The sequence below is a fragment of the Salinicola sp. RZ23 genome, from assembly GCF_003206675.1.
GTDB classification, from domain to species: Bacteria; Pseudomonadota; Gammaproteobacteria; order Pseudomonadales; family Halomonadaceae; genus Salinicola; species Salinicola endophyticus.
In genome coordinates this window covers 86,551-107,055 of the sequence record NZ_PZJK01000017.1, presented here as the reverse complement: position 1 = coordinate 107,055, position 20,505 = coordinate 86,551, and the positions used below count along the sequence as shown (strand labels likewise).

The following is a 20,505-nucleotide window of genomic DNA, read 5'->3' as shown; positions in this document are numbered from 1 at the left end:
TGGCCCAATGCGTACCGATTATCCCACGATCAGCAACTCTCAGTAGCGCTCAATGCCGGCCGGCGATAGGGTTCGCCTGAGGCCGTGACATTGCAATTCCCTGATCAGACACGCTTTTTTGCCATAGGTCGAATAGACGAAAGTGGCACGATAACGAGGAGAAGACCGTGGCCCTGATTGCGCAAGCCACCGACGCGCCGGCGTCGGTCATCCGCCTGCACGAACGTGACGATGTCGTCATCGCCCGCCAGCCCCTGCCGGCCGGCACCGAGGTGAGCCCGGGCGTGGTGCTGAGCACTGCCGTGCCCGCCGCGCACAAGATCGCCCTGCGGCCTATCGCCGCCGGCGAGAGCCTACGCCGCTACGGCCAGATCATCGGCATCGCCAGCGCCGATATCGCCGCCGGCGACCACGTTCACGTGCACAATCTGAGTATCGGCAACCTGGAGGGCGGGGCTCAGGACCCGAACGCCGGAGACACCCCGGCGAAGGACTACGCCATCGGCAGCGAAGTGGTGCCGGTAGTGCCGGTTGCCGAACCGGCGACCTTCATGGGTATCCCGCGCCCCGACGGGCGGGTGGCTACGCGCAACTACATCGGCATTCTGACCTCGGTCAACTGCTCTGCCACCGTGGCCCACGCGATCGCCGACCACTTCCGCCGCGATGTCCACCCCGAGGCGATGGCGCCCTACCCCAACGTCGACGGCGTCGTCGCGCTGACCCACGGGGTCGGCTGCGCGGTGGCCGCCGACGGTGAAGCGCTGGCCATGCTGCAGCGGACCCTCGCCGGCTACGCCCGCCACGTCAATTTCGCCGCCGTGCTGGTGATCGGGCTCGGCTGCGAGACCAACCAGATCGAGGCGCTGATCGAGTCCCAGGGGTTGCAGCCGGGCCCACGCCTCTACCCCTACACCATCCAGCAGATCGGTGGCACCACCCGCGCCATTGCCGAGGGCATCCGCCATATCGAGGGGCTGCTCGCCGAGGCCAACCAGGTCGAGCGCGTGCCCTGCGGCGCCGAGCACCTGCGCGTGGCGCTGCAGTGCGGCGGCTCCGACGGCTACTCCGGCATCACTGCCAATCCGGCCCTGGGCGCGGCGGTGGATCGTCTGGTCGCCCACGGCGGCAGCGCGGTGCTCGCGGAGACCCCCGAGATCTACGGCGCCGAGCACCTGCTCACACGCCGCGCGGTCAGCCCGGCGGTGGCCGACAAGCTGATCGCGCGCATTCACTGGTGGGAAGCCTACTGCCGGGTACGCGGCGCCTCGCTGGACAACAACCCCTCCGCCGGCAACAAGGCGGGCGGACTGACCACGATTCTCGAGAAGTCGCTGGGGGCGGTGGCCAAGGCCGGCACGGTACCGCTGGTCGAGGTGCTGGAGTACGCCGAACCGATGCGCGAACGGGGACTGGCCTTCATGGACTCCCCCGGCTTCGATCCGGTCTCGGTGACCGGCCAGGTCGCCTCCGGCTGCAACCTGATCGCCTTCACCACCGGCCGCGGCAGCGCCTTCGGCTGCGCCCCGGTCCCCTCATTGAAGCTGGCCACCAACAGCGCCCTGTGGCAGCGCCAGCGTGACGACATGGACATCAACTGCGGCACCCTGGTGGATGGCGAGACCGATCTCGACACCCTGGGCGAGCAGATCTTCCAGCGGCTGCTCACCCTCGCCTCCGGCGACCCCAGCCAGAGCGAACGCCACGGCTATGGGCAGCAGGAGTTCGTGCCGTGGCAGATCGGCGTCATCACCTGAACGCCACCCGCGTTCGCGGGGTTCAGGCGCCGCCGATGGCGACCGCCTGACCGCTGCGGGCGCTCTCCACTCCGGCCTCGAGCAGCCGCATCACCTCGAGCGCCGCTTCCGCCGTCACCGGCAGCGGCGCGCGGCCGAGAATGGCGTCGCGCACCCCGGTGTAATAGGCGAGATAGTCGCCCGGCAGCGTCGGCACCTCATGCAGCTCCGGCTGCCCGCCTTCGCGCACCTGGCCGATGGTGAGCATGCCGTGGCGCCAATCCTCGCCCCAGTGGGGCGTCGGCAGGCGGTCGCCGCGCTTGAGCATGTCCTCCTGCGGATCGAGGCCATGCTTGATATAGCTGGCGCGGCTGCCGTGCACGGTGAAGCGTGCCCCCGCCGCCGCCACCAGCGCCCCGGCGTGCAGCACCACGCGGCGCTGGTCGTAATGCAGCACGGCATGGAAATAGTCATCGACCTGGGCCCCATCGCGCTGCTCGGCGAGATCCAGCCAGATCGACTGCGGCCGGCCGAACAGCACCAGCGCCTGATCCAGCAGATGCGAACCGAGATCGAACCACAACCCGGCCCCCGGCCCCGGCGACTCGCGCCAGCGCGTGGGGATCTCCGGACGGTAGCGGTCGAAATGCGACTCGAAGTGCACCACCCGGCCCAGCGCCTGGCTATCGATCAGGTTGCGCACGGTCAGGAAGTCACCGTCCCAGCGGCGGTTATGAAACACCGAGAGCAGTCGCTTGGCCTCGATCGCCTGCAGGCAGAGCTTCTCCGCCTCGTCCACGCTGACCGTGAACGGCTTGTCGACCACCACGTGCTTGCCGGCGGCGAGCGCCTGACTGACCAGCGGGTAGTGCGTGGCATTGGGGGTGGGAATCACCACCAGGTCGATGTCGTCACGCGCAAACAGCGCTTCGGGTGACGCCTCGACCGGCACGTCGGGCCAGTCGACCCGGACTTTCGCGCTGTCGCGACTGGCGATGGCGACCAGCGACAGCCCCTCCTGGGCGGCGATCAGCGGCGCATGGAACCGCTTGCTGGCCATCCCGTAGCCGACCAGACCTACACGTATGCTTCCCTTCATGCGGCGTTCCTTGACGATGGATTCGCGGGACCAGAAGCGCCCGCGGGAGGCAGACGCCAATCGACCCGAAAACGGCTAGGATAGCGCAACTTGGCGCAGTGCGGTCGGCTGATCGCCAGCGCCGGGGCGTGGCTGTGGCTGCCACGCCGCCGGCAGCCGCCGCTCCAGCCACCCGCGCAGCGGCTTGACCACATAGCGCTGCATGATCAGCGCCAGCACCACGATCAGTGTCAGATGAATGGCCATCGTCCACAGCGGGATGGCGAACTTCAGCGCCGCGTTGCCGCTCGCCGCGACCCAGCCCTCGTGCCAACGCAGCAGCAGCCAGCGCGTGGCACGGGCAAAGGGACCGATCAGCGGCGTGTGCAGGGCGAAGATGCACAGCGCCGCCTCGCCCAGGTGCTGTAGCCGAGCACGGTTCGCCGCGCTGGCGGGCGAGGCGAAGGCCGTGGCACTGAGCAGCACCAGTGCCTGAAACGGCAACAGCAGGCCGTTATGGGTCAGATAGTAGAGATGCAGGCCATCGAGCTTGAGCAGCCACACCCCCACCGGCACCCCACACAGCCCCAGCGCCAGCAATGGATAGCGCAAGCGGCGCAGCAACTCGGCCAGTCCGGCCGTCTGCAGGGCACGATAGAGCAGGATGCCGGTCAGGAACTCCGGCAGCCGGAACAGCGGATTGCGGTGCAGCATGCCGACGGTGACATAGTCGAAGGCACCACTCAGGGTCGCCACCAGCGGGCCCGCGGCATACAGCCCCCAGACTACCAATAGCGCCAGCCCCCAGCGCTGCAGGCGCATCAGGCGCGGTGCCAGCAGTGGAAAGCAGGCGTAGAAGAAGAGCAGCGCGGAGATCGACCACGAGGCCCCGTTGAGCCACAGAAAGCGCGGCTCCCAGGCCTGCAGCAGGGTCAGTTGAAGCGCGATGTGGCCGAGCGCGCTGGGCCAGGAGATGCGCCCGGCGAAGGCCGCCCGCGCCTCGTCGCTGAGCGGCAGATAGGGGTGCGAATTGAAGTAGACGTGCACGCCCTCGGGCCGGATCGGGTACTGGAACAGCAGCAGCCCCAGTGCCAGCAGCAGCGTGATGACATGAATCGGATAGAGGTTGCACAGCCGCCGCGCGACGAAGGCCGGCCCGCCCATCTTCATGCCCCCAGTGTCATCCAGCGCGACATGGGCGAGCAGAAAACCCGATAGCATGAAAAAGGTACTGGTAGCGAAAAAGCCCATGCCGATGACACTGCGCAGCAGGTCGGGCATGTCGCTGTAGATGCCGCCGAAATGGTAAGCGACCATCCACAACGCCATGAGAAAGCGCAACCATTCGAGACCGTGGTAACGGCGTTTCTTGAGTGCATGCATGAATTCCTCCTCCCCAGTGACCGGGTAGCAGGCCGATGAATGTCCCCTTCGTCGGAAAGGGAGCGAAATGCGACACGGTGATCCAAGCGAGCGCCGGAGATGATCGGGTAGAGGTCGGAGTCAGCGATGAACGGACGAGTCTCTAGAGGACTCTTGCCGGGGGCGTCGGTCGGCGTGCGTGCACGGCGGCAGGGATTGTGCCCCAGCGCACCCTCAAAGTGTAATCAAACTGCAAAGCAGCGCGTATATAGCGACCGGGAATCACCGGGTTTTACACAAAGCCCAACGACCTGTCGGCGATCACCGACAACGCCGCTACCCCTTTCCCCGGCCCAAGCGTCCCGCTATCTTGAGGTGCTATTTTGAGGTGCTATCCAGCGTCGGCCGCCGCGCCGCCGACTCATTGTCGATAAGTCGACCGTTCAAGGAGTCAACATGAGCCATCCCCCTGTCGCTTTCATCACCGGTGCCACCTCCGGCTTCGGCCGCGCCTGCGCCGAGCGCTTCGCCGAGGCCGGCTGGGCACTGGTGCTCACCGGCCGCCGTCGCGAGCGGCTCGAGGAGGTGGAGCAGCACCTGGCCGACAAGGTGCCGGTGCATACCGCCACCCTCGACGTGCGCGAGCGTGACGCAGTCGCCCAGGTGATCGACGCCCTGCCTGAGCCGTTCAAGTCGGTCAAGGTACTGGTCAACAACGCCGGTCTGGCGCTGGGTGCCGGCCCCGCCCAGGAAGCCAATCTGGATGACTGGCAGACGGTCATCGACACCAACATCACCGGCCTGGTCAATGTCACGCGGCTGTTGCTGCCGACACTGATCGAAGTCGGCCGCGGCGCCGCGATCATCAACATCAGCTCCACCGCGGCCCTGTGGCCCTATCCCGGCAGCCACGTCTATGGCGCTTCCAAGGCCTTCGTCAACCAGTTCTCCTACAACCTGCGCTGCGATCTCAAGGGCACCGGCGTGCGCGTCACCGACATCGCCCCGGGCATGGCCGAAACCGAATTCACCCTGGTCCGCATGAAGGGCGACCAGAACGCCCATGACAACCTCTACGGCGGGGTCGAGCCGATCCAGCCGGAGGATGTGGCCGAACAGGTCTTCCACGCCGCGACCCTGCCGGCGCATCTCAACATCAACCGCCTGGAACTGATGCCGGTGTGCCAGTCCTGGGGCGGCCTGACCATCGACCGCGACTGAGGAACCACTGCATAAATGCCTGCACGAGCGAATGGCCACGTTGCGCGGTACTCGAAAGCTCGCCTAACCCCACGTTATGTCTCGCTTTCTGCGTTCCGTGCGCCTTGCCCTTCATCTCGTTCGGCGATTTATTCAGCGCTTTCCTGACGCGCGGCTGTCCCCTCGCGCCGCCCGGCGGGCGGCGCAGCATTAACGCGGGTCGACATTGACGCGGCCCCGGCGGCGACTCACCATCTCGATCTGACGACTCCCCTCTCTCTACGACCCGGTTTCACCATGTCCACCCTCGACCAACGCGACACGCTGACGCTGCCTTCAGGCCACGACAAGCTGCTGCTCCACTCCTGCTGCGCGCCCTGCTCCGGCGAGGTGATGGAGGCGCTGCAGGCCTCCGGCATCGACTACGCGATCTTCTTCTACAACCCCAATATCCATCCCAAGAAGGAGTATCTGCTGCGCAAGGAGGAGAACATCCGCTTTGCCGAGGAGAACGGCATCGCCTTCATCGACGCCGACTACGACATCGACAACTGGTTCGCCCGCGCCAAGGGCATGGAGTACGAACCGGAGCGCGGCATTCGCTGCACCATGTGCTTCGACATGCGTTTCGAGCGCACCGCGCTCTATGCCCATGAGCACGGCTATTCGCTCATCTCCAGCTCCCTGGGCATCTCGCGCTGGAAGAACATGGCGCAGATCAACGACTGCGGCCATCGCGCCGCCGCCCCCTATGAGGGCATGGCCTACTGGGACTACAACTGGCGCAAGAAAGGCGGCTCGCAGCGCATGATCGAGATCAGCAAGCGCGAGCGCTTCTATCAGCAGGAGTACTGCGGCTGCGTCTATTCACTGCGCGACACCAACCTGCATCGCAAGGCCCAGGGCCGCGAGCTGATCCAGCTCGGCGTGCAGTACTATGGGGATGATGATTAAAGACGGGGGATGACGAGCAGGAACGGAGGAGGATGAGTCGGAAACGCGGGACGCGGCTCATCGATCCACGAAAAGCGGCGGCGCCAAGGCGCCGCCGCACACCTGCCAAGAGACCGGTGCTCGGGTCAGCAGTTGCCCTTCTTGGCCTGACCCGGCGGGCAGAAATTGCCGTTGCCGTGGCCATGATCGCCATCGCCGATGATCACCGCCGGCTCCGGCTCGATTCGCGCCGGGTGATAGCTGCACGCGCTCAGCAGCGCCATGGCCAGCATGGCCCAGACGACCTGGGTGGCGTAGCGATAGCGGCGAGAGAGATGGGTCATGGTCGTTCCTCAAGTGTCACGGTCATTCAGAGTCTAGCAGTGCGGGCGCTTGTCAGCGCCCGAACACCACCTTGGCGACATCCTGATAGACCTTGGCGAAATGCACCGTCATGCCTGCCTTGAGGTAGTCAGGTAGCTCGTCGTAATCGCGCTGGTTGGCCTCCGGCAGGATCAGCTCGAAGATCTCGCTGCGCCGTGCGGCGATCACCTTCTCGCGGATACCGCCCACCGGCAGCACCTGGCCGGTCAGGGTCAGCTCGCCGGTCATCGCCAGCGGCCGGTCGATGCTCTGATTCTTCGCCAACGACATCAGTGCCGTGGTCATGGTCACGCCGGCCGAGGGGCCATCCTTGGGCGTGGCCCCCTCGGGCACGTGGACATGGATGAAGGCCTCGTTGAAGAAGTCGGCATCGGCGCCGTACTCGCCCAGATGCCCCAGGGTGTAGCTGTAGGCGATATTGGCCGACTCCTGCATCACCTCACCGAGCTTGCCGGTGAGCTTGAAGCCGCGCGTCAGCGCATGCACCTTGGTCGCCTCGATGGGCAACGTGGCGCCGCCCATGGCGGTCCACGCCAGGCCCGTGACCACCCCCACGCCCTTGAGCACCTTCTCCTTGCGGAACAGCGGTGCGCCGAGGAACTCCTCGAGGTTGTTGACCGAGACCTTGACCGTCTCCTGATCCTGCTCCAGCAGCTTGACCGCAGCCTTGCGCACGATACGGTGGAGCTGCTTCTCCAACTGGCGCACCCCGGCTTCCCGGGCATAGCCTTCGATCACCTGCTTGAGCGCGGCGTCGGTCAGATTGATGCGCTTCTTGGGAATACGATCGCGCTTCAACAGTTTCGGCCACAGATGGTGCTTGGCGATCGCCACCTTCTCCTCGGCGATATAGCCGGAGAGGCGAATCTGCTCCATGCGGTCGAGCAGCGGCCCGGGGATGGTATCGAGCTGGTTGGCGGTACACACGAACAGGACCTTGGAGAGATCCAGGCGCACGTCGAGATAGTGATCGAGGAAGTCGACGTTCTGCTCGGGATCGAGCACCTCCAGCAGCGCCGATGCCGGATCGCCCTGGAACGACTGCCCCATCTTGTCGATCTCGTCGAGCATGATCACCGGATTCTCGACCTCGACCTCCTTGAGCGCCTGGGCCAGTTTGCCGGGCATGGCGCCGATATAGGTGCGCCGGTGGCCCTTGATCTCCGCCTCGTCGCGCATGCCACCGACCGAGAAGCGGTAGAACTCACGCCCCAAGGCTTCGGCGATGGAGCGCCCGACCGAGGTCTTGCCGACCCCCGGCGGGCCGACCAGCAGCACGATCGAGCCCCCTACGTCCCCCTTGAACGAGCCCTCGGCGAGGAACTCGATGATGCGCTCCTTGACGTCGGCCAGACCGTCGTGGTCGCGGTCGAGCACCTCACGGGCGCGCTTGAGGTCGAGCTGATCCTCGGAGGTGATTCCCCAGGGCAGCGAGGTGAGCCAGTCGAGGTAGTTACGCGTGGTGCCATACTCCGGCGAGCCGGTCTCGAGCATCGAGAGCTTGTCGAGCTCATCGTCGATGCGCGTCTGCACCCGCTCCGGTACCTGCAGGTGCTCCAGACGCCCGCGGAAGGTGTCGACGTCGCTTTCGCGGTCATCCTTGGAGATGCCCAGCTCTTTCTGGATCACCTTGAGCTGCTCACGCAGGAAGAACTCGCGCTGGCGCTCCTACATCTGCGAGTTGACCTGCTCGCTGATCTGATTCTGCAGCTGAGCGACCTCGATCTCCTTGCGCAACAGCGGCAGCACCCGCTGCATGCGATCCATGATCGGCAGCGTTTCCAGCACCTGCTGCAGTTCACGCCCCTTGGCCGAGGTGATCGCCGCGGCGAAGTCGGTCAGCGGGCCCGGCTCGTGGGGACTGAAGCGATTGAGATAGCTCTTCAGCTCCTCACCGTAGAGCGGATTGATCGGCAGCAGCTCCTTGATGCCATTGATCAGCGACATGGCATAGGCACGCGCCTCTTCGGCCTCGGCATCGACCGGCTCCCGCGGATAGGAGACCTCGACCAGATAGGGCGGAGTCTTGGAGAGCCAGCGATGGATCCGGAAGCGCCGCATGCCCTGGGCGATGAACTGGATCTGATGCTCCTCGCTCTGGGTACGGTGCACCTTCACCGCGGTACCGATCTCGGGGAAGCTACCGGGGCTCAGCTCCTCCATGCTGACATCGCCGATGAAGGCGACACCGACCATGTGATGCGGGGTGTTGGCGACCCGCTGCATGGTCTCTTCCCAACGCTGACGCTGGATGATCAGCGGCTGCACCTGAGCCGGAAAGAACGGGCGGTTGTGAATCGGCAGCAGGTAGATGCGCTCCGGCAGGTAGTCGCCCGACGGCACCACGGCACCGCTGGCCGACGGCCCCTGCTGCGGCGTCTCGTCGCCCTGGGTCGCGTCGCCGCCCACGTCGATATGGCTATCGGCGTTCCAATCGTGTTCGCTCATCGTTCATCCTGTATCCGTCCATGGCCAAAGCGGCCCGATATCTGTGGGATGTGGGCAGCGGCACGCGAGTTCAAGTGGACACCCCGCCCACGCCGCTCCTGTTCGGTAGTCGATAGAGGCGAGACGCCCGCCGCCAGGGAGACGGCCGGCGCCCTGACGCCCCAGCGTCAGCGGCGGAAACACGAAGGCCGAGCACGCGGCTCGGCCTTCGCAGGGGTATCGACGCCGCGCCCCCGGATCGGGGCGCCAGGCGCTTACGGCTGAGCGGGTGTGGCGCCCGGTACCAGCGGCACACTCTGGTCATTGAGGGTCATCACGCCATCCTCGAGTGCGACGCGCAGCGGACCACCGCTCATCGGCAGACCCAGCGACATCAGCAGGATCGGTGGCGCGCCCTTGAGTTCGAAGTGACCGACGAGGCGTTCGAGAACTTCGCGACCGAGCACCTCGGAGTCCATGGCATCGAGATTCCAGTCATCCATCCCGTCACCGTCGAACTTGAGCTCACCACTGCCCTGCATGTCGATGCCCATCAGCGGGCTCTTCAACGCCAGCTTGTCCACGGCCCAGCGCGGTGAGCCGGCCAGGATCGCTGCCACCTGTGGCTCGAGCGGTGCCAGCGACTGCGCCATCGCCGCCTGATCGTCGGAGGCCGCGGCAGCCTGGATCTCGCTGGTGTGCGCTTCGAGCGCCGCCGCCAGGGCGCGATAGGCATCGCCATCGATATGATCCAGGGTCATCGCCAGCTCACCACTGCCGAGCTGTTGATCATCCATCGTCGCGTCGCCGAGCCGGGTTTCGAGATGCATCGTCATCTCTTTGGCGTCGAGCTTGGCCTTGAGGGCGTAGCGCGAGTCGTGCGACACCAGCTTGGCGCCATCCGGCGAAACGACGGTGACGGTGGGCAGGGTGACCGCGAGCGACTGATCGAAGGCCTGGCGGTCGCCCTGGAAGGCGCCCTCGATGGCCACGTTCTCCAGCAGCATGTTGGCCTGGTCATCCTGCAGCTGCAGCCGCGGCGCCTGGCCATTCAGGGTGACCCGATCCCCGTGCTGCTCGAGATTGAGCGTCAGACCGCTAAAGTCGACCTGCATCGGCCGCGCCGGGCGGAACTCGCCGCCAATCTCACCGGCCGGCACTGTCCACTGCTGGGAGAAGCCGGGCAGTGCGACGGCGACCTCCATGCGCTGCTCACGGGTCAGGAAGCGGCCATTCCAGGTCAGCGGCCCTTCGCTCTCGAGCAGATCGCCGAACAGCGTGCGGTCATCGCCGATATGCACCTGCCCCTCGCCGGAGAAGCTGGTCTCGAACAGGCCGTGGTCGGCCTGGTAGGGTGCCTCGACCACCAGCGGCTCGATCTCGTCGTCGAGGTAGCGTGCCTCTACGCGGCCGCTGGAATGGAACCAGCCACTATCCACATCTTTGCGCTCGACCTGCCACTGCGGACTGGCGTCCAGGCGCGCCACGAGCTGCGACATCTCCTGCTCGAAGCGATGGCTGGAGTAGGCCTGGGCGCCGAGATAGCCCCCGCCCACGACGATCACGATAGCGGCACCCACGCCGATCCACTTGCGCATTCCGCGCTCCTTGTCAGAGTTGATTGAGGGAGTCGCTGTAGATCCCGACTCGGCGGTACCTTCTCAGGCCTTGCACGCAACCCGGGGCGCCGCTCATTTATTGCAGTCTGTCAGCTGTTGAGTAGGTCGCTGTCAGTATCGACTCGGCGGCGCCGACTCAGGCTGTGTTCGACATCCAGCACGCCGCGCTTTCAGTGCAACCAGAACCAAAGGTGCATCACGCTCCAGGCATAGACCGCGGCCAGGATGTCGTCGAACATGATGCCGATTCCCCCGGCCACGCGGCGGTCGACCCAGCGGATCGGCCACGGCTTGATGATGTCGAACACCCGAAACACCACGAACCCCCAGAGCGCCGATTCCCATGAGAACGGTACTGCGGCCATGGTCAGCCAGTAGCCGACGAACTCATCCCACACGATACCGGAGTGATCGTGCACGCCGAGATCCCGCGAAGTCTTGCCGCACAGCCAGATACCGAGCAGCGTGGTGATCCCCATCACCCCCAGGTAAAGCCCCAGCGGCAGCCCCGAGAGCAGCCAGTAGAACGGGATCGCCGCCAGGGTCCCGAAGGTGCCCGGTGCGAAGGGAACGGCGCCACTGCCGAGCCCGAAGGCCAGGAAGTGGGTTGGGCGACGCCAGACGCTCTTGGGGGCCCGGTTCATGCGCGTCTCTCCGCGAAATGATCCCAGCCGCCGAGCCCGGCGAACGCCTCGGGCAGTCCACCGACGCCCTCGCCGGCGACGATGCGGCCGATCGGCGTCAGCGGTAGATGCAGCGCGGCGAGCTGCTGCTGCGCTGCCGCCAGCGCTGCCGGCGGCAGTGTCACCAGCAGCTCGTAGTCGTCACCGCCGGCGAGCACGCGGCGCTGGACCTGGTCGCTGTCCAGGGTGGCACGTAGCGGTGTCGCCAACGGCAGCGCCTCCAGATCGAGCTGCGCACCTACGCCGGAGGCACGCAGCAGATGGCCGAGATCCGCCAGCAGCCCGTCGGAGACGTCGATGGCCGCACTGGCCAGCCCACGCAGCGCCTCGCCGGCCGCCAGCCTTGGCTGCGGCCGCAGGTAGGCATCGAGCAGCGGGTGCGCCAGATCGCGCTCGCCCTGCTGCCAGCGGGCCAGCCCCTCGGCCGCCCGCCCCGGATAGCCGGTCACCGCGATCCAGTCGCCGACCTGTGCGCCAGCGCGGGTCAGCGCGCTGCCCGTAGGCAGCTCGCCATGTACGGTCACGCTGAGGCTCAGGCTACCGCGGGTCACGTCACCGCCGATCAGCGCACAGCCGCAGCGCTCGGCAAGGGCGTGAAAGCCCTCGCCCAGGCCAGCGAGCCAGTCGGGATCGATCTCCGGCAGGGTCAGCGCCAGGGTGCACCAGCGTGCCCGCGCGCCCATCGCCGCCAGGTCACTCAGCGCCACTGCCAGCGCGCGGTGACCGATCGCCGCCGGCGGCGCAGCGGCGGGAAAATGCACGTCCACGACCGAAGTATCGACGCTGATCGCCAGCTGATGGCCAGAGGTCGGGGCGATCACCGCGCAGTCGTCACCGTTATCGACGACGATATCCGCCCGGCCGCTGGCGGGGCGCGCCAGATAGCGGGCGATCAACGCGAATTCGCTCAACGCAGCGCGGCTCATGTCAACGGCGGCGAGCAGCGACCTCGGCACCCCGCAGGCGCGAGGCCAGCTTGTCGAGGATGCCGTTGACGTACTTGTGGCCATCGGTGGCGCCAAAGATCTTGGCCAGCTCTACCCCTTCGTTGATCACCACGCGATAGGGTACCTCCGGGCGCCGCGACAGTTCGTAGGCGCCCAGCCGCAGGATCGCCAGCTCGATGCGGTCGAGATCTTCCAGCCGACGGTCGAGCAGCGGTGCGATGGCGGCATCGAGCTCGCGCTGGTGGTCGGCGGCGTTGTGCAGCAGGTCATGGAACAGGGCGGCGTCGGCGATCTCCATCACCTTGTGCCAGTTCTCGTGATCCTCGAGATCCTCGTCGGCAATCTGGGCGCGAAATTCGGCTTCCACCGCGCTGATCGACTTGCCGGTCATCTGCCACTGGTAGAGCCCCTGCACGGCCAGCTCGCGAGCCGCACGGCGCGACTCCTGGGCCTTGCTCGGCTGACGCGACGGCGCGCTCATGCCTCACCTCCCAGACGCTTGAGCAGCGAGACCATCTCCATCGCCGCCATCGCCGCCTCGGTGCCCTTGTTGCCGGCCTTGGTGCCGGCGCGCTCGATCGCCTGATCGATCGAGTTGACCGTCAGGACGCCGTTGGCGATGGGCGTGTCGTGGGCAAGCTGCAGCGCAGAGAGCGACGAGTTGCAGTTGCCGGCGACATATTCGAAGTGCGGCGTGCCACCGCGGATCACCGCCCCCAGGGCAATCACCGCATCCGGGCGCGACACCGTGAGCACACGCTTGACCGCCAGCGGCAGTTCCCACGCGCCGGGCACATGGATCAGTTCGATGTTCTCTTCACTCACGCCGTGACGCATCAGGCTGTCGACCGCCCCTTCGACGAGACTGTCGACGACATGATGATTGAAACGGCCGACGACGATGGCGTAGCGCCCATCGACATCGGTGAACTGACCTTCCAGTTGCGCGATCGGTTGCATTGTCGGGTTCCGGAGTCACTGCGCCTGGAGCGGATCGGGGGATCCCCTCAGGCGTACGCTAAAAAAGAGTGAGTGGCCGGCGCCAGAACGAGGCGCTCGGCGCGCGAAGCCGGCCATCTTACCATGTCCCGGCCGACGCGGGCATGGCTCGACGCCAGCGGGCGACATGCGCGGCGGCATCATCGCCCCGGACGTCATCCGCCGGGGCAGCACGGCCAGTGTCGCCATGCACGCCATGGATTCAGGCGTCACCGCTGACCAGCTCGACCACCTCGAGGTCGAACCCGGAGAGCGCCGAGAAGCGCCAAGGCGAGCTCAGCAGGCGCATCTTACCGACGCCGAGCTGACGCAGGATCTGCGCGCCGGTGCCGATCGACAGGAAATTGCCGCTGCCATCGGCGGCGCTGGAGCGCGGCGCCGGGCGGTGCCCCAGCAGCACATCGAGCTGGGTCTTGAGATCGCCACGCGGGCTGGCATCGTCGAGCAGCACGAAGACCCCGGCCTCGGCCTGGCTGACCGCTTCCAGCGCGGTATAGGCGGTCCAGTGCCCGTCGCCCTTGCACAGCGCCAGCAGGTCACCCAGGGTGTCGCCGGCATGTACCCGCACCGTGGTCGGCCGCGATGTCTCGGGCTCGCCCTTGACCAGGGCCAGATGGTGGGTGTGCTGAATCCGGTCGTGGAAGACGTGCAGTGCCATCTCGCCAAAGGCGGTGGTGACACTCTGACGTTCGACGGCATCCACCGTACGCTCGTTGAGCATGCGGTAGTGGATCAGATCGGCGATGGTGCCGATCTTGATGTCATGCTCGGCGGCAAAGCGCTCGAGCTCGGGGCGCCGCGACATGCTGCCGTCGTCGTTCATGATCTCGCAGATCACCCCGGTGGGCTCGAAGCCGGCCATTGCCGCCAGGTCACAGGCCGCCTCGGTATGGCCGGCACGCCGCAGCACGCCGCCCGGCTCGGCCATCAGCGGAAAGATATGGCCCGGCTGGACCAGGTCCTCGGGACGCGCATCACGCGCCGCGGCGGCCCGCACGGTGAGCGCACGATCAGCGGCGGAGATACCGGTGGAGACGCCACTGGCGGCCTCGATCGAGAGCGTGAACTTGGTGCCGTAGCCGGAGCCGTTGGCGTCGACCATCAACGGCAGCTTGAGCTGCTGACAGCGCTCCCGGGTCATCGGCTGACAGATCAGGCCACGCGCGTGGCGCGCCATGAAATTGATGTGGCTCGCCTCGACGCACTCGGCGGCCATGATGATATCGCCTTCGTTCTCGCGATCCTCGTCATCCATCAGGATGACCATCTTGCCCTGCCGAATGTCTTCGACGAGCGCCTCGATGCTGGCCAGCCGGCCCGATTCCCCTGTCGTCATAGCTCTATCGCCATCACCTTGATCGTGCGCGCCGCGCGCTTGGGTTCGATGACGGCACAGACTACCTGTCGGGCGGCGCCGACGCCACTGTCGTCGCGTCGCAACGCCGTCGCCGAGAGGCGACACCAGGGCTCAGTCGCGTGCCCGCGGCCGCGCCCGGATCCACCAGTCGTCGCCCACGGCACGGATCTCGTCGATCTCGAGCCGACGCTGCTGCTGCATGCTGTCGATCCCGGGCAGCGCGAACAGCGGGCGCGCGCCACTGCCCAGCAGCGTCGGCGCCACGAACAGCTCGAGACGATCGATCCAGCCGGCATCGAGCAGCGCGCCGGCCAGGGTGGCGCCGGTTTCCACCAGCACCTCGTTGCACGCTTCCCGTGTCGCCAGATGGCGCAGCGCCGCCTCGACGTCGACCCGCCCGGCGCGGTCGGCAGGTAGCGTCACCACCTCCGCCCCGGCGGCTTCGAGACGTTCACGCCGGGCGTCTTCAGCGCCGGCGACGGTGAGCACCAGGGTGCGCCCCGGCTGGCTCAGGCAAGCCGCCGCCAGCGGCAGGCGCAGATGGCTGTCGAGCACCACCCGCAGCGGCTGGCGGCGCACGATCTCGTCAGCCTCGTCGAGCTCGAGCTGATCGGCGCGCAGGGTGAGCCGGGCATCGTCGAAAATGATCGACTCGACCCCGGTGAGAATCGCACTGGCGCCGGCGCGCAGACGCTGGACCTGGCGCCGCGCCGCGGGTCCGGTGATCCACTGCGACTCGCCGCTGGCCATGGCGGTACGCCCATCCAGGCTCATTGCCATCTTCAGCGTGACCCGCGGCAGCCCCTGCTGCATGCGCCGCACGAACCCCGGGTTGAGCGCCTGCGCCGACGGTTCGAGCAGACCCACCTCCACCGCGATGCCGGCCTCGCGCAGTTGGGCGAAGCCGCGCCCGGAGACCGCCGGGTTGGGGTCCTCCATCGCCGCCACCACCCGCGCCACCCCGGCCGCGATCAGCGCCTGGCTGCAGGGACCGGTGCGCCCGGTGTGCGAGCAGGGTTCCAGGGTGACGTAAGCCGTGGCACCACGGGCGGCCTCACCGGCCTCGGCGAGGGCATTGATCTCGGCGTGGGCCTCACCGGCACGGCGATGGAAACCCTCGCCCACCCTCTTGCCAGCGTTGACGATCACGCAGCCGACCCGCGGATTGGGGTCACAGGTGTAGTGGCCGCGCCGCGCCAGGCGCAGAGCACGACTCATCCAGGCGATATCCGCCGCCTCGGCGGCATCGGCTGGCTCGAGATCGGAGGGCGTGACAGAGGGGGCATCGGACATCGGCATTTCTCGCGGAAGTAGCAAGGCCGGCAGCCGCTGCCGGCCAGGGTGGTCGGGGAGGATCGATCAGCGCTTGGCGTCGCTCGGCGACTTCGGCTCCTGGGCCAGGCGGTCGATCTCGGCGCGGAACTCATCGAGATCCTGAAAGCGGCGATAGACCGAAGCGAAACGGATATAGGCCACGTGATCGAGCCGCTTGAGCATCTCCATCACCTCCTCGCCGACCTCCCGCGCTTCCACCTCACGGTCACCGCGCGCGCGCAGACGCTGGCGGATCCGCTCCACCGCCGCCTCGAACGACTCAACGCTGACCGGGCGCTTCTCCAGTGCCAGCGACATGCCGGCGCGCATCTTCTGCTCGTCGAAACTCTCGCGCGAGCCGTCCGCCTTGATCACACGGGGCATCACCAGCTCGGCGGTCTCGTAGGTGGTGAAGCGCTCACCGCAGGCGGCACACTGGCGACGCCGACGCACCTGATCCCCCTCGGCGACCAGGCGCGAGTCGGTCACCTTGGTATCGTGGGTACCGCAAAAAGGACAATGCATCGGTGGTTCACTCGTCGGCGCGGACAGCGCCGGGGCCTGTCCGCGACTTTGACTATCGACTGTAGACTATCCATCGGTGATGGCAGACGTGCCGGGCGCGGCTGGCATCCGTCATCGGCTTATCCGCGCAGTGTAACGGTTTGCACAAGATACCGGAAACACGGTGATTTTCATGTTTCTTTCCCTGTTGGCCCGAGTTCTGCAAGGATAACGTCAAGGACCCGTTTCGCCGTCACGTCAGGAACCGCCCATGCCCAGTCGCGCCGCCAACTACCCTGCCCTGTCCGAAGACGCCTTTCTCGCCCGCGCCGGCGCCAGGCTCGAGGAGGTCTACGGACCGCGTCGGGACGAGGTCCTGCGGCGCCTGACCACCCTGCTGGCGCACCACGACGGTGCACTCGACCACCAGCCGCGTCCAACCTGGAGCGAACGCGACCAGATCCTGATCACTTACGGTGACAGCCTGATCGACGGTGAGCGTCCGCCGCTGGAAGTGCTCGACGACTTTCTCGCCACCCGTCTCAACGGCGTTTTCAGCGGCCTGCACATCCTGCCCTTCTTCCCCTGGAGCAGCGATGATGGGTTCGCGGTGATCCACTACCGCGAGGTCGACCCCAAACTGGGCGAGTGGCAGGACATCCGCCGCCTGTCCTCACGCAGCGATCTGATGGTGGACCTGGTGATCAACCATGTCTCACGCGACTCGCTGTGGTTCACCGACTATCTGGCGGGTACCCAGCCCGGGCGCGACTACTTCATCGAGATGGACCCGCAGACCGATCTCTCCCAGGTCACGCGCCCGCGCAGTTCGCCGCTGCTGGTGCCGGTCTCGACCCGACGCGGCACGCGCCACCTGTGGGCGACCTTCTCCGAGGACCAGATCGACCTCAACTTCGCCAACCCGGACGTACTGCTCGAGTTCGTCGGCATCCTGCTGTTCTATGTCCAGCAAGGGGCGCGGATCATCCGCCTCGATGCCATCGCCTATCTGTGGAAAGAGGTCGGCACCCGCTGTATCCATCTGCCGCAGACCCACGCCATCGTCCGCCTGCTGCGGGCGATCCTCGATTACGTGGCACCGGGCACGCTGCTGATCACCGAAACCAACGTGCCCCACGCCGAGAACATGAGCTACTTCGGCCTGGAGAGCACGCCGGCTGGCGCATCGGCCGCCGAGAGCGACGACGTTCCCGCCAGCGACACGGCGACGCCCGACGAAGCCCACATGATCTATCAGTTCACGCTGCCGCCGCTGCTGCTGCATACCCTGACCAGCGGCGATGCCAGCGCGCTGGCGGACTGGGCACGCTCGCTGCCGCCGCTGCCCGCCGGCTGCACCTACTTCAACTTCACCGCCAGCCACGACGGCATCGGGGTGCGCGCGCTGGAGGGGCTGCTGCCGCCCCATGAGGTCTCGCTTCTGCTCGAACTGATGCACCGCTTCGGCGGCTACGTCAGCATGAAGACCAACGCCGATGGCAGCGACTCGCCCTACGAGATCAACATCACTTACTTCGACGCCATGAAGGGCACCCGCCGCGGTCCCGATGCGTGGCAGGTCGAGCGCTTTCTGTGCAGCCAGAACCTGATGCTCGCGCTGCAGGGCATCCCAGGGGTCTATCTGCACTCCCTGACCGCGACGCTCAACGACCACGAAGGGGTCGAGCGCAGCGGTCGGCTGCGCTCGATCAACCGCCATCACTGGGTCAAGGAGGAGCTCGACGAGCTGATCGACAGCCGCAGCACGCCCACCCGCGAAGCCTTCACCTCGCTCAAGCGCCGGCTCAATATCCGCGCCAGCGAGCCCTGCTTCCACCCCGAGGCGCCGCAGCGCGTGCTCGACACCGGGCCGGGACTGTTTGCCATCGAGCGCGGCCCGCTTGCCAGCGGCCGCCGGCTGCTGGCGATCTACAACATCAGCGACAAGCGTCAGCCGCTGGAGATCGAGGCGCTGGCGAGCGGCGAGTGGTACGACGTGCTGAAGGATGGCAAGCGCTGGAATCCGCACCCCGAAGAGCGCGAGATCCTGCGACCCTACCGCAGCCTGTGGCTGGTCCAGCCGTGACTTGCCGCGGCTGTCACGGCTGGCTAGAGTAGCCCCCGGGAGATGGCATTCCTCCCGCGGCATGGGCTCCGCCGCCCCGGCCGCGAACCGCAGTCCGCTGATGATGCCTGCCAACGCACCCGAGGTGTGTCCTGCGCAGGCTTCACGCTCCCGCGCCTACCGCCCGCAGGATACTTTTCGTCTGCCGAGATCGACGAGGAGCGCAACACATGTGGATTTCGATCGCCGCCATCAGTCTGGGCGCCGCCATTGGCGCCAATCTGCGCTGGTGGCTGGGCGCGCACTACAATGGCTACTTCCTGCACATTCCCCCGGGCACGCTGATCGCCAACCTGCTGGGAGCGTGGCTGATCGGCATGGCCCTGAGCTTCTTTCAGGACTCGTCGCTCAGCGTCGAGTGGAAACTGTTTGCAGTCACCGGCCTGCTCGGCGCACTGACCACCTTCTCTACCTTCTCCGCCGAGATGGTCACCGCCATTCAAGGCGGACGCTGGCTGTGGGCCATCACCGGCACCCTGGTGCACGTGCTCGGCTCCTTCGCGATGACCCTGCTGGGCATCGCCTGCTATGGCTGGCTACGCCATTGAGTCCGACTCATCCAAGGCCCTCACGCAAGCAGTGCCAGCGGCACCACCTGAACGTTGCCGCCCGGCGCCGTGATCACCAGGTGATCGCCGATACGCTCGAGGCTGGCTGCCGCCAGTGCAGGGTCACCCAGCGCCAGGCGCTGGCGTTCGCGGCCCTCCAGCGCATCGATCACTACCAGCTCGCCACGCGCGCTGATGACGTAAAAGCGTTCGCTGTCCGCCAGCGGCGCCGCCAGCGCGGGAGGATGGGTCGCGTCACGCTCGCCCAGCGTCACCTCCCAGACGCGCTCGCCGCTCGCCGCATCGAAGCCGAACAGGCACAGCGTGACCCGCGTCGCACCGATATCACGCACCGCCAGGGTCATCGCCACGCGCTCCGCCTCCACCGCCGGAGGCGCCCCAGGGCTGGCGGCGACGGCCTCGGGCAGCTCGGCCATCCACAGCACCGCGCGCGTCAAGGGGTCGATACGCAAGAGCCGGGCCGGTTCGGTGTCACTCAGGAACAGCCGCCCTTGATCGTCGAGCAGCGCCGTGGCCAGATCCACCGGCGCCCCCATGCCGATGCATCCGGTCTGGTGGCCATCGTGCAGCGACAGGGCGTGGATGGCGCGATCGCCGCCACCGACATAGACCTCGCCGGCGTGCAGCAGCGGAAACGGCAGACCACCGCCGGCATAGCGCTGATGCCACAGCGGCGCACCGCTATGCAGATCGAAGGCGAGCAGACCACTGGCAGGCGTCATCTCCCCGCAGTGGGAAGAAGACGCAGGGAGAGGTCGGTCGGTATAAGCAGCCACGCCCACGGCCGGCGTGGTAATGATACGCGCACGCGCCCAGTCGGGAACATCGAGCTGCCAGAGTAGCGCACCGGAGACAGATTCGCGCCGCTGCAGATATCCCGGCGCCGAGGTGTCGAAGCGCGGCGAGCACGGCGCCCGCGCGCCATGCCAAGGAATCTCGGCCCAGGACGCATAGACGCTGATGCGGTCATCGGGTGCTGCCAGCGCGAACGGCGCGGTGTGTCCGACATCGAGCACACTCGCTGCCGGAGAGCACATCGCTCCCCTATCTGGCGACGGTACGCCGCGACGGCCGGTGGGCGTGGGTGACGCGACCTCTGGCGAGACCTCTTGCGCAGGTGTCAGCGCGTGCGGGTCGAAAGATGCATCAGGCACGGCGAATCTCCTCTCGGGGATAGGACGTGGCCCTGCGTAGGGTCATTGTTGGCGTTATTGTCACCGGTCTCTGTGGCTTTGCGCCGGTGCTCGACTCCACCCTACGCGTAACCG

General features: G+C 66.8%; 17 protein-coding genes, 1 pseudogene and 1 riboswitch. Of the genes and pseudogenes, 5 read left to right on the top strand and 13 right to left on the bottom strand.

Annotation, left to right across the window (positions count from 1 at the left end):
- Positions 1-167 precede the first annotated feature (167 nt).
- Complete coding sequence (locus DOM67_RS17430; protein ID WP_110678268.1) at positions 168-1,757, top strand: altronate dehydratase family protein; 1,590 nt, start codon at positions 168-170, stop codon at positions 1,755-1,757.
- Positions 1,758-1,779: 22 nt separating this feature from the next.
- Here DOM67_RS17430 and DOM67_RS17425 read toward each other — a convergent pair whose 3' ends face one another.
- Positions 1,780-2,835: an oxidoreductase gene (locus tag DOM67_RS17425; protein ID WP_110678266.1), complete on the bottom strand. Its 1,056-nt coding sequence runs from the start codon at positions 2,833-2,835 to the stop codon at positions 1,780-1,782.
- A gap of 75 nt (positions 2,836-2,910) precedes the next feature.
- Entirely contained in the window at positions 2,911-4,197 is a 1,287-nt protein-coding gene (locus DOM67_RS17420) for an acyltransferase (RefSeq protein WP_110678264.1), read from the bottom strand.
- Between the two features lie 435 nt (positions 4,198-4,632).
- Between DOM67_RS17420 and DOM67_RS17415 the strand changes: the two genes are divergently transcribed.
- Both DOM67_RS17415 and DOM67_RS17410 read left to right on the top strand, forming a co-directional pair.
- Positions 4,633-5,397, top strand: coding sequence for an SDR family NAD(P)-dependent oxidoreductase (locus DOM67_RS17415; protein ID WP_110678262.1), 765 nt, complete (start codon positions 4,633-4,635; stop codon positions 5,395-5,397).
- Between the two features lie 276 nt (positions 5,398-5,673).
- Positions 5,674-6,330 (top strand): epoxyqueuosine reductase QueH, encoded by a 657-nt coding sequence (locus DOM67_RS17410; protein WP_110678260.1) that lies wholly within the window; start codon positions 5,674-5,676, stop codon positions 6,328-6,330.
- Between the two features lie 125 nt (positions 6,331-6,455).
- Here the strand turns inward: DOM67_RS17410 and DOM67_RS17405 are convergent, their stop codons facing one another.
- From DOM67_RS17405 to nrdR, 10 genes and pseudogenes are all read right to left on the bottom strand, one after another.
- Positions 6,456-6,653, bottom strand: a complete 198-nt coding sequence (locus tag DOM67_RS17405; RefSeq protein WP_110678258.1) for a hypothetical protein — start codon at positions 6,651-6,653, stop codon at positions 6,456-6,458.
- 52 nt (positions 6,654-6,705) lie between these two features.
- A pseudogene (gene lon, locus DOM67_RS17400) lies at positions 6,706-9,141 on the bottom strand (endopeptidase La).
- Between the two features lie 254 nt (positions 9,142-9,395).
- Positions 9,396-10,718 carry a DUF945 family protein gene (locus DOM67_RS17395; RefSeq protein WP_110678256.1) on the bottom strand — a complete coding sequence of 441 codons (1,323 nt, stop codon included), beginning with the start codon at positions 10,716-10,718 and terminating at the stop codon, positions 9,396-9,398.
- A 191-nt stretch (positions 10,719-10,909) separates the two neighbouring features.
- Positions 10,910-11,383, bottom strand: coding sequence for a phosphatidylglycerophosphatase A (locus DOM67_RS17390; RefSeq protein WP_110678254.1), 474 nt, complete (start codon positions 11,381-11,383; stop codon positions 10,910-10,912).
- Entirely contained in the window at positions 11,380-12,333 is a 954-nt protein-coding gene (thiL, locus tag DOM67_RS17385) for a thiamine-phosphate kinase (protein WP_232825304.1), read from the bottom strand. The genes DOM67_RS17390 and thiL overlap by 4 nt, the downstream gene beginning before the upstream one ends.
- Before the next feature lie 16 nt (positions 12,334-12,349).
- A complete protein-coding gene (nusB, locus tag DOM67_RS17380; protein ID WP_110678250.1) occupies positions 12,350-12,850 on the bottom strand; it encodes a transcription antitermination factor NusB in 501 nt (166 codons plus the stop codon).
- Positions 12,847-13,329: a 6,7-dimethyl-8-ribityllumazine synthase gene (gene ribE, locus DOM67_RS17375; RefSeq protein WP_035475199.1), complete on the bottom strand. Its 483-nt coding sequence runs from the start codon at positions 13,327-13,329 to the stop codon at positions 12,847-12,849. The genes nusB and ribE overlap by 4 nt, the downstream gene beginning before the upstream one ends.
- A 241-nt stretch (positions 13,330-13,570) precedes the next feature.
- Positions 13,571-14,704 (bottom strand): bifunctional 3,4-dihydroxy-2-butanone-4-phosphate synthase/GTP cyclohydrolase II, encoded by a 1,134-nt coding sequence (ribBA, locus tag DOM67_RS17370; RefSeq protein ID WP_110678248.1) that lies wholly within the window; start codon positions 14,702-14,704, stop codon positions 13,571-13,573.
- Between the two features lie 132 nt (positions 14,705-14,836).
- A complete protein-coding gene (ribD, locus tag DOM67_RS17365; RefSeq protein ID WP_232825311.1) occupies positions 14,837-15,943 on the bottom strand; it encodes a bifunctional diaminohydroxyphosphoribosylaminopyrimidine deaminase/5-amino-6-(5-phosphoribosylamino)uracil reductase RibD in 1,107 nt (368 codons plus the stop codon).
- Positions 15,944-16,084: 141 nt separating this feature from the next.
- Positions 16,085-16,564 (bottom strand): transcriptional regulator NrdR, encoded by a 480-nt coding sequence (nrdR, locus tag DOM67_RS17360; protein ID WP_110678244.1) that lies wholly within the window; start codon positions 16,562-16,564, stop codon positions 16,085-16,087.
- Between the two features lie 250 nt (positions 16,565-16,814).
- Here nrdR and DOM67_RS17355 point away from each other — a divergent pair, with 250 nt between their 5' ends.
- Positions 16,815-18,629, top strand: coding sequence for a sugar phosphorylase (locus tag DOM67_RS17355; RefSeq protein ID WP_110678242.1), 1,815 nt, complete (start codon positions 16,815-16,817; stop codon positions 18,627-18,629).
- A 29-nt stretch (positions 18,630-18,658) separates the two neighbouring features.
- Positions 18,659-18,746: riboswitch (Fluoride riboswitch) on the top strand.
- Between the two features lie 92 nt (positions 18,747-18,838).
- Positions 18,839-19,216: a fluoride efflux transporter CrcB gene (gene crcB, locus DOM67_RS17350; RefSeq protein ID WP_110678240.1), complete on the top strand. Its 378-nt coding sequence runs from the start codon at positions 18,839-18,841 to the stop codon at positions 19,214-19,216.
- A 20-nt stretch (positions 19,217-19,236) separates the two neighbouring features.
- On the opposite strand, the gene DOM67_RS17345 is transcribed toward crcB, so the two are convergent.
- A complete protein-coding gene (locus DOM67_RS17345) occupies positions 19,237-20,391 on the bottom strand; it encodes a PQQ-binding-like beta-propeller repeat protein (RefSeq protein ID WP_157958895.1) in 1,155 nt (384 codons plus the stop codon).
- Positions 20,392-20,505 lie beyond the last annotated feature (114 nt).

What these genes read in the sequence shown, in the direction of transcription:
- DOM67_RS17425 (WP_110678266.1), bottom strand. Translation starts at nt 2,835, where the DNA reads ATGAAGGGAAGCATACGTGTAGGTCTGGTCGGCTACGGGATGGCCAGC.
- ribE (WP_035475199.1), bottom strand. Translation starts at nt 13,329, where the DNA reads ATGCAACCGATCGCGCAACTGGAAGGTCAGTTCACCGATGTCGATGGG.
- ribD (WP_232825311.1), bottom strand. Translation starts at nt 15,943, where the DNA reads ATGAGTCGTGCTCTGCGCCTGGCGCGGCGCGGCCACTACACCTGTGAC.
- ribBA (WP_110678248.1), bottom strand. Translation starts at nt 14,704, where the DNA reads ATGACGACAGGGGAATCGGGCCGGCTGGCCAGCATCGAGGCGCTCGTC.
- DOM67_RS17415 (WP_110678262.1), top strand. Translation starts at nt 4,633, where the DNA reads ATGAGCCATCCCCCTGTCGCTTTCATCACCGGTGCCACCTCCGGCTTC.
- crcB (WP_110678240.1), top strand. Translation starts at nt 18,839, where the DNA reads ATGTGGATTTCGATCGCCGCCATCAGTCTGGGCGCCGCCATTGGCGCC.
- DOM67_RS17395 (WP_110678256.1), bottom strand. Translation starts at nt 10,718, where the DNA reads ATGCGCAAGTGGATCGGCGTGGGTGCCGCTATCGTGATCGTCGTGGGC.
- DOM67_RS17355 (WP_110678242.1), top strand. Translation starts at nt 16,815, where the DNA reads ATGCCCAGTCGCGCCGCCAACTACCCTGCCCTGTCCGAAGACGCCTTT.
- DOM67_RS17410 (WP_110678260.1), top strand. Translation starts at nt 5,674, where the DNA reads ATGTCCACCCTCGACCAACGCGACACGCTGACGCTGCCTTCAGGCCAC.
- nusB (WP_110678250.1), bottom strand. Translation starts at nt 12,850, where the DNA reads ATGAGCGCGCCGTCGCGTCAGCCGAGCAAGGCCCAGGAGTCGCGCCGT.
- DOM67_RS17405 (WP_110678258.1), bottom strand. Translation starts at nt 6,653, where the DNA reads ATGACCCATCTCTCTCGCCGCTATCGCTACGCCACCCAGGTCGTCTGG.
- nrdR (WP_110678244.1), bottom strand. Translation starts at nt 16,564, where the DNA reads ATGCATTGTCCTTTTTGCGGTACCCACGATACCAAGGTGACCGACTCG.
- DOM67_RS17420 (WP_110678264.1), bottom strand. Translation starts at nt 4,197, where the DNA reads ATGCATGCACTCAAGAAACGCCGTTACCACGGTCTCGAATGGTTGCGC.
- DOM67_RS17390 (WP_110678254.1), bottom strand. Translation starts at nt 11,383, where the DNA reads ATGAACCGGGCCCCCAAGAGCGTCTGGCGTCGCCCAACCCACTTCCTG.